The organism is Phreatobacter sp. (assembly GCF_052440005.1).
In the GTDB taxonomy this organism is placed as follows: domain Bacteria; phylum Pseudomonadota; class Alphaproteobacteria; order Rhizobiales; family Phreatobacteraceae; genus Phreatobacter.
Genome location: NZ_JBQVQL010000018.1, coordinates 25,793 through 38,719, shown reverse-complemented (window position 1 = coordinate 38,719; position 12,927 = coordinate 25,793). Strand labels below are relative to the sequence as shown.

Below are 12,927 nucleotides of genomic sequence, written 5' to 3'. Positions count from 1 at the left end.
AAACGAATCGGATACCCACCATCCGATTCGCCTGCGAAACAGCGGGATCGCCATGACAGCCGGTACTATTGCTTCGGTCTCCACGCCGCCCGGGACCTCGGGCGTGGCGGTGATCCGGGTGTCGGGCGAGCGGGCCCGCGAGGTCGCCCTCGGCGTGGCCGGAAAGCTGCCGGCTGCGCGCCGCGCTACCCTCGCAACCCTCAGTGACCAGAGCGGCGATCCGCTGGACCGGGCTCTCGTGCTCTGGTTTCCCGCGCCCCAAAGTTTTACGGGCGAAGACGTGCTCGAGCTGCAGGTGCACGGCGGCCGTGCCGTCGTCGCGGCGGTCCTAGATGCCGTGCTGGCCGTTCCGGGTACCCGACCGGCCGAGGCTGGCGAGTTCACCCGCCGGGCCTTCGAGAACGGAAGGCTCGACCTGTCCGAGGTGGAGGGACTGGGCGACCTTCTCCAGGCGGAGACACAGGCGCAGCGCCGCCAGGCCTTCGGTCTGTTCTCTGGCCGCCTGACCTCGGAGGCCGACCGCCTCCAGTCGCTCCTGCTGCCGATCCTGGCCCAGGTCGAGGCGACGATCGATTTTCCGGACGAGGGAGACGTGACGAACGCGGCGCTGGTCGCGGCGCGCGGGGACCTCTCAAGGCTTGCGGAAGAGGTTTCAGCTCTGCTTGCGTCGGCCGGTCGCGGCGAACGCGTTCGCGACGGGGTCATGGTCGCGATTGCCGGCCCGCCCAATGCCGGCAAGTCGACGCTGCTCAACGCGCTGGCGCGGCGGGACGTCGCAATCGTCTCCCCGCAGGCCGGCACCACCCGCGACAGCCTGGAGGTCCATCTCGATCTCGGGGGTATGGCGGTGGTCCTGGTCGATACCGCGGGGCTGCGCGACACGGCTGATCCCGTGGAGGCTGAGGGGATCCGGCGGACGCGGCAACGGATCGCCGGGGCCGATCTCACGTTGTGGCTCGCGACGGACAGGGCAGCCCTGGCCCAGGCGTCTCAGACCGGTGCGGGGGCGGTATGGCCGGTTCAAACCCAGATTGACCGAGATGACCACAGGCTGGACGGCGCGCAGCACCGCATCTCGGCCGTCACCGGCGAGGGCATGGCGGCACTTATCGAGGCGCTCACGGCCTTTGCGGCCGAGCAGGCGGGCGGCGAGCCAGCCGTGATCGTGCACCGGCGGCATCGCCTCATCGTCGAGGATCTGGCAGCGGCGGTCGGGGCGGCTTTATCGATCCAGAACTGGGATGAGGCGCCCGAGTTGGTGGCTGAACAGCTTCGCGGGGGGCTGGCAGCTCTGGGGCGCAGCCGGGGCCGGATCGGTACGGAAGCCATGCTGGACCAGTTGTTCTCCGCCTTCTGCATCGGCAAGTAATATCCGCGGTCGGAGGTGTTTCACGTGAAACGCTCGATTCGCCCCCGCAACAGTTAGCTTCCGTCATGCCGATTGCTCCGGGGCAACGCCGCCGGTATGACGGTCCCAGGAAGAGGGCCATGGGCGACATTCGCTTCGATGTTGTGGTGATCGGTGGGGGGCATGCCGGCTGCGAGGCTGCGGCGGCTGCTGCCCGCATGGGCGCCAGGACGGCCCTCGTGACCCAACGCTTCGAGACGATCGGCGCCATGTCCTGCAATCCGGCGATCGGTGGACTCGGCAAAGGTCACCTCGTGCGCGAGATCGATGCCCTGGATGGGCTGATGGGCCGCGTGGCCGATCAGGCCGGCATTCAGTTCCGCATGCTCAACCGGCGCAAGGGTCCCGCCGTGCGGGGCCCGCGCACCCAGGCGGACCGCAAGCTCTACGCCGCGGCCATGCAGGCGGCGCTACGGGAGCAGGCGGGGCTGACGATCGTGCTGGGGGAGGCGAGCGATCTCGTCGCGATCGACGGCCGCGTTACGGGCGTGACGCTGGCCTCAGGGGTGACGCTGTCGGCCGGTGCAATCGTGATCACGACCGGAACCTTCCTGCGCGGCGTCATCCATCTCGGCGAGCGGCAGTGGCCGGCCGGCCGGGAAGGCGACGCGCCCAGCATCGGTCTCGCCCGCAGTCTAGAGAGGGCGGGCTTCTCGTTGGGTCGCCTGAAGACAGGGACACCGGCACGTCTGGACGGCGCCACGATCGACTGGGCTTCCGTCGAGATGCAGGAGGCCGATTCGGATCCGGAACCTTTCTCGACGCTGACCGACCGGATCACGACGCCGCAGATCGCCTGCGGCATCACCCGCACGACGGCGGTGACCCACGCCATCATCCGCGACAATCTCGCGCGGTCCGCCATGTATTCGGGGCGCATCGAGGGCGTCGGACCGCGCTATTGCCCCTCGGTGGAGGACAAGATCGTCCGTTTCGGCGACCGCGACGGCCATCAGATCTTCCTCGAGCCCGAGGGGCTGGACGACAGCACCGTCTATCCGAATGGGCTCTCGACCTCTCTGCCGGAGGATGTGCAGACGGCTTTCCTGCGCTCCATCCCCGGCCTGGAGCAGGTGGCGATCAAACGCTTCGGCTATGCCATCGAGTATGACCATGTCGATCCGCGCGAGCTGCACCCGACGCTGGAGACGCGGCGGATCCGCGGGCTGTTCCTCGCTGGGCAGATCAACGGCACGACCGGTTATGAAGAGGCCGGCGCGCAGGGCCTTCTTGCTGGAATCAATGCGGCGTTGACGGCTGGCGGTGGCGATACGATCACCGTCGGCCGCCACGAGGGCTATCTCGGCGTGATGGTGGATGACCTCACCAGCCGCGGCATTACCGAGCCCTACCGCATGTTCACCTCTCGCGCCGAGTTCCGTCTCGCCCTTCGCGCCGATAATGCCGACCAGCGCCTGACGCCGCTCGGAATGGCGATCGGCTGTGTGGGGGATACCCGATCGATTCGGTTCCGTCACAAGCTCGATGCCCTGAACGACGTCCGGGCGCGGCTCGAAACATTGACGCTGACGCCCAACCAGGGCACGGCAGCAGGCCTGAGCATCAACCAGGATGGCATTCGTCGCAGCGCCTTCGAGCTGCTGTCGCGTCCGGACATGGACTGGGCGGCCCTTTGCCGCGTCTGGCCTGAGCTGTCCGCGGTGCCGACGCCAATTGCAGAGCAAATCGAGATCGACGCGCACTATGCAGTCTATCTGGACCGTCAGCAGGCCGAGATCGACGCGCACCGGCGTGATGAGAACCTGGCGCTGCCGGAGGAGTTCGACTTCGACGCGCTCCCGGGGCTCTCGAACGAGATCCGCTCTAAGCTGCGCACCTATCGGCCGCGGACACTCGGGCAGGCAGGGCGGATGGACGGGATGACACCGGCCGCTCTGACCCTCATCGCGGTCTGGGCCCGACGCGCGTCCGCAAGGACAGCCGCGTGAGCGTCGACCAGGCGCTCGAGGCGGCCCAGCTGGCGGGCGTCCCTGTTTCACGTGAAACGGCGGAGGCCCTCGCCCTCTACGTGGCGCTGTTGCGCCGCTGGAATCCGACGAAGAACCTAGTATCGGCCTCCACACTGGAGGCGGTCTGGTCGCGCCATGTGGCCGACAGTCTGCAGCTGATGCGGCTGGCGCCCGCCGCCCGCCGATGGGTGGACATGGGGTCGGGCGGGGGCCTGCCGGCCCTGGTGATCGCCGCCGCGCTGAAAGGGCAGAAGGGCGCCGAAGTCCACTGCATTGAAAGCAAGCTCGGCAAGGCGGCCTTCCTCCAGGAGGCTGCCCGCCAGATGAAGGTTCCGGTGCGGGTCTGGGCCAAGCGGATCGAGGACGTTATCGGGCGGGAACCGCTCACGGCCGACGTCGTGACGGCACGGGCGCTGGCTCCGTTGACCGATCTGCTCCGACTGGCCAATCCCCTGTTGAAAACTGGCGCGGTGGGAATCTTTCCGAAGGGGCAAGATGTGGTGTCTGAATTGACGGACGCCGCTAAATATTGGAGATTCACGCACCAATCGATCCCGAGCGTAACGGAGAGCCGGGGCCGCATCCTCGTGGTCGGCGACCTCTCCCAAAATGCCGGATGACCTCCAGATCGGACGTGACCCATGTCGCTCCTGCCCGCCGCCTCACCCCATTCCGCGCCGAGGGTTCTCGCTCTCGCCAACCAGAAGGGCGGCGTCGGCAAGACCACCACCGCCATCAACCTGGGTACGGCGCTGGCGGCCATCGGCGAGCGGGTGCTGATCCTCGACCTCGATCCCCAAGGCAACGCCTCCACGGGCCTCGGCATCGATCGGCGTGCGCGTGCGAAGTCCACCTACAGCGTTCTGGTCGGTGATCATTCTCTCGCCGAAACGATCCAGGAGACATCGGTTCCCCGGTTGTCGATTTCCCCGTCCACCATGGACCTGTCCGGCGTGGAGCTCGAGATCGCCAGTTCGCGCGACCGGGCCTATCGGCTGCGCCGGGCGGTGGAAAGCCTCGGCGGCGACTACAGCTATGTGCTGATCGACTGCCCTCCCTCGCTCAACCTGCTCACGATCAACGCCATGACGGCGGCGGACGCCATCCTCGTGCCGCTGCAGTGCGAGTTTTTCGCTCTCGAAGGCCTGTCCCAGCTCATCAAGACCGTGGAGCAGGTGAAGACCACACTGAACCCGCGGCTGACGATCCACGGCATTGTGCTGACCATGTACGACGCACGGAACAATCTCTCGGCCCAGGTGGTCGACGACGTCCGCCAGTTCATGGGGGACAAGGTGTACCAGACCATCATCCCGCGGAACGTGCGGGTGTCGGAGGCACCGAGCTACGGCAAGCCGGTGCTGCTTTATGACCTCAAGTGCGTGGGCAGCCAGGCCTATCTGCGTCTCGCTTCCGAAATCATCCAGCGCGAACGCGTCCTGCGGGCGGCCTGATCATGGATTCGATTCGCCCACGTTCCGATTTGCCGGCCGACGTCGTTACGTTGGCGTCCCGAAGGAGACAAGACATGGCTGAGGATGCGAACCGGTCGCGGCTCGGGCGCGGCCTCGCCGCCCTCATCGGCGACGTCGGGGAGGAAACGGCGGCGGTCGACCGCGTCCGCGCCACCCGCAAGGTGCCGATCGAGTTCATCCGGGCCAACCCGCGCAACCCCCGCCGCATGTTCCGCGAGGAGGACCTGCAGGAACTCGCCGATTCGATCCGGGAGCGGGGTATCATCCAGCCGATCGTCGTCAGGACGGTCGCCGGTGTGGTCGACGCCTATGAGATCGTCGCCGGCGAGCGCCGCTGGCGGGCCGCGCAGCGTGCCGAGCTGCACGAGGTTCCGATCCATCTGGTCGAGGTCGGCGACCGCGAGGCGCTGGAGCTCGCGATCATCGAGAACGTGCAGCGCGCCGACCTCAATCCTCTCGAAGAGGCGATGGGCTACAACGAGCTCATCGAGCAGTTCGGCTACAGCCAGACCGACCTCGCGAAGATCATCGGCAAGAGCCGGAGCCACGTGGCCAACACGCTGCGCCTCATGAAGCTGCCCGATCCCGTGCAGGGCATGCTGCGCGAAGGCCAGCTGACGGCGGGCCATGCCCGTGCGCTGCTGGCGGTCGAGGATCCGGCGAAGCTCGCCTCGCAGATCATCGACCAGGGTCTCAACGTCCGCCAGGTCGAGGCGCTGACGCAGGAGCAGTCGGAGAAGGCCGGTCGTGCGCCGAAGCAGCGCGAGCGGACGGAGAAGGACGCCGACACCCGCGCGCTGGAAAAGACCCTCTCGGACGCTCTCGGCATGGCGGTGAGCATCGACCACCGCGGTTCGGGGGGCGAATTGCGGATCCGCTATCGTTCGCTCGAGCAGCTCGAGGACATCTGCCAGCGCCTCAGGGGCTGACGGACCCTGCCCCTCAGCCGCGCGCGCCCTGGCGCGCGGTCGTCGCGATGGACATGAGCAGGCGGCCGGCGAGCGTCGGCGCGATGGAGGCGCGGGCGCGCGCCTCGAAACCCACCTCTGCGAGCCGTACGATGATCCTGTGGAGCCGTTCGGCGGTCCACAGGCCGATCTGCCGTTCCACGGCCACCTTGCGGCGGAAGAAGACCGGCGGCTCGAAGCGCTCGGCCGCGCTGCGCGCCGGCGTGCCGTTTTCCACCGCGAGGCGCGCCTTGTGCAGGCTCATGGCATGTCGAGTCGTCGCCGAAATGATCTGTGCCACGGCGATCCCGGCGCCCTCCGCGCGGAGGAGCAACCGGTCGAGCTCGTCTGGCTGGCCGCCGAGCGCCGCATCGACGATGGCGTCGACGCCGAGGGTCAGGCTCTCGCCGGCGACGGCCTCGACGTCAGCGGGGGTGATCGTCCCCTGGCCGTGGCAATAGAGGCAGATCTTGCGGATTTCGGCCCGCGATGCTGCACGATCGCCGCCGAGCATCTGGACGAGAAGCGTCACGGCCTGCGGATCGACCTGGAGCCCGGCCTGGCGGGCTTCCTCGGCGATGAGGCGTTTCAGGTCCGCCTCGCCGTCGGAGTAGCACGGGATGACGGCGGCTGCGCCGGAGCGCTCGGCGTCGGTGCGCAGGGGCGCCGTCTTCTTCAGGTCGCCGGCCTCGATTAGGATGGCGGCGCCTTCCGGGGGCGAGGAGAGAAGCGGGGCGACTGCGGCGGCGATCGGCTTCTCGCCGGCCTTCACCCAGATGAGGCGCCGGCCACCGAACATGGGCAGGGTGCCGGCCTCGTCGGCAAGCCGCGCGGGATCGGAGGCGAGCACGTCGCCGTCGAGCCGGGTGACGGTGAAGGGATCGTCGAGATCGGCTGCGATCTTGCCGGCGATCGCGCGGGCGCGCTCCGATACGAGGCCGCCATCGGGGCCGTAGACGAGGATGACGGGACGCGAGGAGTCGGGAGCAGCGACGAAACGGTCGATCTCGACGCCCTTGAGGATGGTCACGCGGTCACCGCGGCTGGGTCGCGTACCAGCCGGCCACCTGGGTGATGATGTTCTCCGCCAGCGCCTTGGTGGCGCGCTCCTGGGCCTCGATGACGGCGCGGTCGGAGGCGAGGCGCTGGGCCGTGCGGTCGAAGGAGGCGGAGGCGAAGGCCGAACCGCGATGGATCACCTGCGGCGCACCGACGGGGGTGATCGTGTAGTTGCCGATGACGGTGATCGCCTGGGCCGAGGGGCGGCCAGCGGCCGTGTTGAGCGCGAGGGGCACGGTGTCGACGCCGACGCTGACGCGCAGGACATGCGTCGGCGCCGCAGCGCGGCCGCCGCCGCCCTGGGTCAGGTAGATCAGCTCGTTGCGCAGGATGACGCCGTTGCGGCCGGGAATTTCCGGGATTTCGAGGTCGCGCAGCGACGCCTGGGCATTGCGGCCGCCGGAGACGACCGTCGGATCGCCGTAGAGCGGCGTGAAACAGCCGGCGAGGGCGGCGGAACAGGCGCAGACGGCGAGGAGGCGGCCGATCCGTGCGAAGGAGGTGTCAGCCCACGACATTCACGATCCTCTGCGGCACGACGATGATCTTCTTGACGGGGCGGCCTTCGAGCGCCTTCTGGACGGCGTCGAGGGCGATGGCGGCGGTCTCGATATCCTTTTGGGCCGCCTCGCGCGCGATCGTCAAGTCCGCCCGCTTCTTGCCGTTGACCTGAACCGGCAAAGTGATCGTGTCCTCGACCAGGATTGCGGTATCCACGACCGGCCAGGCCTCCTCGGCGACCAGCCCGGCATGGCCGAGCGCCTGCCAGCACTCCTCCGCGAGATGCGGCATCATCGGCGCGACGAGCCGCACCAGGATGCTGCCGGCCTCGGCCAGCGCCGCAGCCATGTCGGGCGCAGGCGCGCCGCCGCGCACCGCGTCGAGCGTCTTCGCGAGCGCGTTGGCGAGCGTGTAGATGTGCGCGACGCAGCGGTTGAAGGCGAGGCGCTCGACGTCGGCCTCGACGGCGGCAAGGGCCTGGTGCGCCGCGCGGCGGACCGCAGTCGCCTCATCGCCGAAAGTGGCGGCGGACGCGCCGCCCGATACGGCGGCGATCTCGCCGACGATGCGCCAGAGGCGCTGGACGAAGCGGCTGGCGCCCTCGACGCCGGCCTCGGTCCAGATGACGTCGCGCTCGGGGGGCGAGTCCGAGAGCATGAACCAGCGGGCGGTGTCGGCGCCATAGGTGTCGATGATGTCGTCGGGATCGACGACGTTCTTCTTCGACTTCGACATCTTCTCGATGGAGCCGATTTCCACGGGCGCGTTGGAGCCCTTGAGCACAGCGCGGCGCTGGTCGCCCTCGCCCGTGATCGTCACCTCGGCAGGCGTCACATAGGCGCCGTCCGGGTCGCGATAGGTCTCGTGCACCACCATTCCTTGGGTGAACAGGCCGCGGAACGGCTCGTCCAGCCCTGCATGGCCGGTCGCCTTCATGGCGCGGGTGAAGAAGCGCGAATAGAGCAGGTGCAGGATCGCGTGCTCGATGCCGCCGATATACTGGTCCACGGGCAGCCAGGCGTCGACCACGGCCGGGTCGGTCGGGGTGTCGGTGCGCCAGGGATCGGTGAAGCGGGCAAAATACCAGGACGAATCGACGAACGTGTCCATCGTGTCCGTCTCGCGACGGGCCGGCTTGCCGCAGGACGGGCAGGCGACGTGCTTCCAGGTCGGGTGACGGTCCAGCGGGTTGCCGGGCTTGGAGAAGTCGGCGTCGTCGGGCAGCAGCACGGGCAGTTGCGCGTCCGGCACCGGCACCGCGCCGCAATCGTCGCAGTGGACGACCGGGATCGGGCAGCCCCAGTAGCGCTGGCGGGAGATGAGCCAGTCGCGCAGGCGGAAATTGACCTTGCGCGCGGCGACGGGGGCATTGCCGAGCGTCGTCTTCTCCAGCCGCGAGGCGACCTCGGCGAAGGCGGCGTCGGTGGTCAGCCCGTCCAGAAAGCGCGAATTGATCATCACGCCGTCGCCGTCATAGGCGATGTCCGTGACGGCGAAATCGTCGCCCGCATCGGTGGGTTTCACGACGGTCTTGAAGGGCAGGCCGTACTTGTTGGCAAACTCGATGTCGCGCTGGTCACCGGAGGGGCAGCCGAAGATGGCGCCGGTGCCGTAGTCCATCAGGATGAAGTTGGCGACATAGACCGGCACCTCCCACGACGGGTCGAAGGGGTGGACGGCCCTGATGCCGGTGTCGAAGCCGAGCTTCTCCGCCGTCTCCAGCGTCGCGACCGAGGTGCCCATGCGGCGGCACTCGTCCGAGAAGGCGGCGAGATCCGGATTGGTCTCGGCGGCAGCCTTCGCGAGCGGGTGGTCGGGGGCGATCGCCATGAAGGCGGCGCCGAACAGGGTGTCCGGCCGCGTCGTGTAGATCTCGAGCTCGGAATGGCCGGCGGGCGCCGTGCCTGCCTTCAGGGCCCAGCGGACCATCAGGCCCTCGGAGCGGCCGATCCAGTTCTTCTGCATCAGCCGGACCTTGTCCGGCCAGCGGTCGAGCCCGTCCAGCGCGGTCAGGAGGTCGTCGGAATAGTCGGTGATCTTGAGGAACCACTGGGTGAGGTCGCGCTGCTCGACGAGCGCGCCCGAACGCCAGCCGCGGCCGTCGATCACCTGCTCGTTGGCCAGCACGGTCTGGTCGACCGGGTCCCAGTTGACCTTGGCGGAGCGGCGCTCGACCAGGCCCGCCCGCATGAAATCGGCGAAGAGCTTCTGCTGGTGGCGGTAATAGGAGGGATCGCAGGTGGCCAGTTCGCGCGACCAGTCGAGCGACAGGCCCATGCTCTTCAGCTGCGCCTTCATGGTGGCGATGTTGGCGTAGGTCCATTCCTTCGGGTGGACCTTGGAGGCCATGGCGGCATTCTCCGCCGGCAGGCCGAAGGCGTCCCAGCCCATGGGATGGAGCACGTTGAAGCCGCGGGCGCGCTTGTAGCGGGCCACCACGTCGCCCATCGTGTAGTTGCGGACATGGCCCATGTGGATGCGCCCCGACGGATAGGGGAACATCTCGAGGACGTAGTATTTCGGCCGCGGATCGTCGTTCTTCGTCTCGAAGATGGCCTTCTCGTCCCAGACCGCGCGCCACTTGGGCTCGGCGGTACGGGCATTGTAGCGTTCGGTCGACATGATGGGCGGCAGGTCCGGAAATCAGGGCAAAAGCGAGCGCGGACAACACACGAAAGGGCCCGGCCGGTCAAGGATTTGGCGCATGCGGGGCGGCTGGCCCCCGGCGCCGCACCATGCTAGCGGAGGCCGCGTTCGAGGAGACCGCCCATGTCCGACGCCGTCAGCCGCCTCGCCGAGGTCCGCTCCGCCATCGCCGTCGCGACGGCGGAAGCGAAACGTCCCGAGGGGTCGGTGACGCTGGTCGCGGTGTCGAAGACCTTCCCGGCCGAGGCGATCGAGCCGGTGCTGGCGGCCGGCCAGTGCGTGTTCGGCGAGAACTACGTGCAGGACGCCAAGGGCAAGTGGCCGGAGCTGCGCCAGCGCTATCCGGATGCTGAGGTCCACATGATCGGGCCGCTGCAGTCGAACAAGGCGAAGGAGGCGGTGGCCCTCTTCGACGTCATCGAGACGCTCGACCGTCCGTCGCTGGCGAAGGAGCTGGCCAAGGAAGTGGCGAAGGCCCGGGATGCCGGTGCCCGCGTGCCGCGCTTCCTCGTCCAGGTGAACACCGGTGCCGAGCCGCAGAAGGGGGGCGTTCTCCCCGAGGAAGCCGACGCCTTCATCCGCGCCTGCCGCGAGACCTATGGCCTCGACGTGGAGGGGGTCATGTGCATTCCCCCGGCCGACGAGCCGCCGGCTCCCCACTTCGCCCTGCTGACCACGATCGCGAGACGCAACGGCCTCAAGACCGTCTCCATGGGGATGAGCGCCGACTATCCGACGGCCATCGCCATGGGCGCCACCCATGTGCGGGTCGGCAGCGCCATCTTCGGCGCTCGGGGCTGAGGCCGCTGGCGATCAGTCCTTGCCGCGGTTGACGTAGGTGGCGTTGCCGAGGCCGGTGCCGATGGTCACGACGCCCCATTCCGCCACGTCCTGCATGTCCGGAGCCTCGCTGAGGCCCTGAACCACGGCGTCGTTGTGCATGACGACGAAGGTTTCGTGGCCGCCGATCTCCGGGATCGCCTTGGCGAGGGCGGCGGGCAGGTTGAAGTGCTCGCTCTCCCAGTTGCCGCCGGGCAGGTTCTGGCCGCCGCGGTCGATGGAGCCGTCCTGGTCGATGATGCCCGGGCAGCCGATGCCGATCACCGGCGCGAGCTTTAGGCCTTCCTTTCCAGCCCTGCCGACCAGGTCCTCGAGCATGGCGGCCAGCTTGTCGACCGTCGCGGTGCGGGAGGGCTCGTCATCGGCATGGCGCCACAGGTCCGATTTCCAGACCTCGGCCTTCGAGAGGTCCTTGGCCTTCTTCATGTGGAGCGCCACGACGCCGGCGCGGATATTGGTGCCGCCGATGTCGACGGCGAGGATCGCGTCATGCCCCGACAGCGTCCAGGCGGGCATGAGGTGGGCCGCGCCGATCAGCCCGGCCTCGTCGGGGTGGTGGCGGATCGGCTTCAGGGCGACGTCGACCCCGTCCGCCTTGAGCAGGATGTCGGTCCGGGCGATGGCGAACTCGCCGATGCGGCTGTTGCGGAAGCCGCCGCCGACCGCGATGCGGGCGACGTTCGCCCAGGCCTTGGTGCGTCGGAAGCGGCGGATGACGCCGGCGAGCTCCTGGGCGAAGTCCTCAATGGCGCCATGGACGACGGCCGCCGCCTCCTTGTCCTCACCCTGCATGATCTTGTCGAGCTGTTTCTTGCTCAGTTCCGCCGTCTCGACGTCCCCGAAGGGATCGGCGTCGAGCTTGCCGAGCTTGTCACGCCATTCGTCGAGCTTGGCCGAGAAGGCGCGCTTGCTGGCGCGGTCGCCGATGAAGCCTTCCTTGTCGCGCAGCTCGAGATTGTAGCTCGAAATGGTCACTGACGGCAGTTGCTCGGCGCCGTGGCCGGCAATTTGCTCCCGGTTGCCGTTGGCCTTGCCGGATTGTTTCGTCGCCGCCGCCTTGGCCATCTGTTGCCCCCTCGTTCTACCGGACCCATCAACGCGCGGCCCCCTGCCTCGTTCCGCGGCGCCCGCGCCGGCGTTGCGGCCGAGGAGGGAACCGAACGCGGCGTCGGGTGTTGCCGGGATATTGGGTCGAGTTGAGGGACCGGTATCTCCGTGCGGTTTTTGCTGTCCAGGTCTGGGTTGAACGCGGCTCGGCCCGCATCCCGCATCGCCGGTTCCGGCGCATGCTCGTGAGACCGAGCGCCCATCCGGTCCTGGCCGACCTCATGGCGCAGATCACCGCCCGGCCCGACCGCTATGCCCTGTTCTCGGATTTCGACGGGACGCTCGTCGAGATCGCCGAACGGCCGGAAGAGGTCATGGTTCCCGCCGACCTCGCCACCAATCTCGGGCGCGTGCGCACGATGCTGGGCGGGGCTCTCGGCATCATCACCGGCCGCCCGCTGCGGCAGGTGGCGGCCTATATCGGCGCGGCGGGGCTCGAAGCCTCGGGACTGCACGGGATCGAGTTCAATTTCCCCCTGACGGCGGGGGGATCGCCCGCGACGCTGGAAGCACCCCGCGAGCTCGTCGCCGAGGTGGTGAAGATCGTCGCGGCCGAGCCAGGCTTCCGCCTCGAGAACAAGGGCGCGATCCTCACGGTGCATTTTCGCCAAGTACCGGCGGCGGGCGGTCGCCTGCGGGCAGCGCTCGAAGAGGTCATCGACCGCCTCAACCTCGATCATCACCTCAAGGACGGCAGGGCCGTCATCGAAATCATCCCCAACGGCACCTCCAAGGGCACGGCGCTGGCCGAGTTCATGCGCCGGACGCCCTATGCCGGGCGCATCCCCGTGATGATGGGCGACGACAAGGCGGACGAGGACGCCTTCGCCGTCGCGCAGGCGTCCGGGGGCCTCGGCCTCAAGGTCGCCGGCGAGCATTTCAAGGACGGCGACGAGCCGTTCCGCCACGCCGGCGAGGTCCGTGACTTCATCGCGGCGCTTGCCGCTCACAGCCGATGACAATCAAGGCAAGCT

Annotated in this window: 11 protein-coding genes; 7 read left to right on the top strand and 4 right to left on the bottom strand. The window is 68.4% G+C overall.

Going from position 1 to position 12,927, the window contains the following annotated elements:
* The first annotated feature begins 52 nt into the window (after positions 1-52).
* The 5 genes from mnmE (at position 53) to ACT6XY_RS06815 (ending at position 5,782) form a co-directional block, all read left to right on the top strand.
* Positions 53-1,369 carry a tRNA uridine-5-carboxymethylaminomethyl(34) synthesis GTPase MnmE gene (mnmE, locus tag ACT6XY_RS06835; RefSeq protein ID WP_444747586.1) on the top strand — a complete coding sequence of 439 codons (1,317 nt, stop codon included), beginning with the start codon at positions 53-55 and terminating at the stop codon, positions 1,367-1,369.
* 119 nt (positions 1,370-1,488) lie between these two features.
* Positions 1,489-3,357 (top strand): tRNA uridine-5-carboxymethylaminomethyl(34) synthesis enzyme MnmG, encoded by a 1,869-nt coding sequence (gene mnmG / locus ACT6XY_RS06830; protein ID WP_444747585.1) that lies wholly within the window; start codon positions 1,489-1,491, stop codon positions 3,355-3,357.
* Positions 3,354-3,998 carry a 16S rRNA (guanine(527)-N(7))-methyltransferase RsmG gene (gene rsmG / locus ACT6XY_RS06825; protein ID WP_444747584.1) on the top strand — a complete coding sequence of 215 codons (645 nt, stop codon included), beginning with the start codon at positions 3,354-3,356 and terminating at the stop codon, positions 3,996-3,998. The genes mnmG and rsmG overlap by 4 nt, the downstream gene beginning before the upstream one ends.
* 21 nt (positions 3,999-4,019) lie before the next feature.
* Positions 4,020-4,832: a ParA family protein gene (locus ACT6XY_RS06820; RefSeq protein ID WP_444747583.1), complete on the top strand. Its 813-nt coding sequence runs from the start codon at positions 4,020-4,022 to the stop codon at positions 4,830-4,832.
* A 74-nt stretch (positions 4,833-4,906) separates the two neighbouring features.
* On the top strand, positions 4,907-5,782 hold the full coding sequence (locus ACT6XY_RS06815; RefSeq protein WP_444747582.1) for a ParB/RepB/Spo0J family partition protein: 876 nt from the start codon (positions 4,907-4,909) through the stop codon (positions 5,780-5,782).
* Between the two features lie 13 nt (positions 5,783-5,795).
* Here the strand turns inward: ACT6XY_RS06815 and holA are convergent, their stop codons facing one another.
* Genes holA through leuS form a run of 3 tightly spaced genes read right to left on the bottom strand, consistent with a single transcriptional unit; the run spans position 5,796 to position 9,982 of the window.
* On the bottom strand, positions 5,796-6,830 hold the full coding sequence (holA, locus tag ACT6XY_RS06810) for a DNA polymerase III subunit delta (RefSeq protein WP_444747581.1): 1,035 nt from the start codon (positions 6,828-6,830) through the stop codon (positions 5,796-5,798).
* Between the two features lie 4 nt (positions 6,831-6,834).
* Positions 6,835-7,377, bottom strand: a complete 543-nt coding sequence (locus tag ACT6XY_RS06805; RefSeq protein ID WP_444747580.1) for a hypothetical protein — start codon at positions 7,375-7,377, stop codon at positions 6,835-6,837.
* The gene (gene leuS / locus ACT6XY_RS06800; RefSeq protein ID WP_444747579.1) at positions 7,364-9,982 is read right to left on the bottom strand and encodes a leucine--tRNA ligase; all 2,619 of its coding nucleotides are present in this window, start codon (positions 9,980-9,982) and stop codon (positions 7,364-7,366) included. The genes ACT6XY_RS06805 and leuS overlap by 14 nt, the downstream gene beginning before the upstream one ends.
* 147 nt (positions 9,983-10,129) lie before the next feature.
* Between leuS and ACT6XY_RS06795 the strand changes: the two genes are divergently transcribed.
* Positions 10,130-10,807: a YggS family pyridoxal phosphate-dependent enzyme gene (locus tag ACT6XY_RS06795; RefSeq protein ID WP_444747578.1), complete on the top strand. Its 678-nt coding sequence runs from the start codon at positions 10,130-10,132 to the stop codon at positions 10,805-10,807.
* Between the two features lie 12 nt (positions 10,808-10,819).
* Here the strand turns inward: ACT6XY_RS06795 and ACT6XY_RS06790 are convergent, their stop codons facing one another.
* Entirely contained in the window at positions 10,820-11,911 is a 1,092-nt protein-coding gene (locus ACT6XY_RS06790) for an ROK family protein (RefSeq protein WP_444747577.1), read from the bottom strand.
* A 221-nt stretch (positions 11,912-12,132) separates the two neighbouring features.
* On the opposite strand from ACT6XY_RS06790, the gene otsB reads away from it, so the two are divergent.
* Complete coding sequence (gene otsB / locus ACT6XY_RS06785) at positions 12,133-12,912, top strand: trehalose-phosphatase (protein WP_444747576.1); 780 nt, start codon at positions 12,133-12,135, stop codon at positions 12,910-12,912.
* The last annotated feature ends 15 nt before the right edge of the window (positions 12,913-12,927 follow it).

Coding starts and splice junctions, on each gene's coding strand:
- mnmE (WP_444747586.1), top strand. CDS start 53: ATGACAGCCGGTACTATTGCTTCGGTCTCCACGCCGCCCGGGACCTCG.
- mnmG (WP_444747585.1), top strand. CDS start 1,489: ATGGGCGACATTCGCTTCGATGTTGTGGTGATCGGTGGGGGGCATGCC.
- ACT6XY_RS06820 (WP_444747583.1), top strand. CDS start 4,020: ATGTCGCTCCTGCCCGCCGCCTCACCCCATTCCGCGCCGAGGGTTCTC.
- ACT6XY_RS06815 (WP_444747582.1), top strand. CDS start 4,907: ATGGCTGAGGATGCGAACCGGTCGCGGCTCGGGCGCGGCCTCGCCGCC.
- ACT6XY_RS06805 (WP_444747580.1), bottom strand. CDS start 7,377: ATGTCGTGGGCTGACACCTCCTTCGCACGGATCGGCCGCCTCCTCGCC.
- leuS (WP_444747579.1), bottom strand. CDS start 9,982: ATGTCGACCGAACGCTACAATGCCCGTACCGCCGAGCCCAAGTGGCGC.
- ACT6XY_RS06795 (WP_444747578.1), top strand. CDS start 10,130: ATGTCCGACGCCGTCAGCCGCCTCGCCGAGGTCCGCTCCGCCATCGCC.
- ACT6XY_RS06790 (WP_444747577.1), bottom strand. CDS start 11,911: ATGGCCAAGGCGGCGGCGACGAAACAATCCGGCAAGGCCAACGGCAAC.
- otsB (WP_444747576.1), top strand. CDS start 12,133: ATGCTCGTGAGACCGAGCGCCCATCCGGTCCTGGCCGACCTCATGGCG.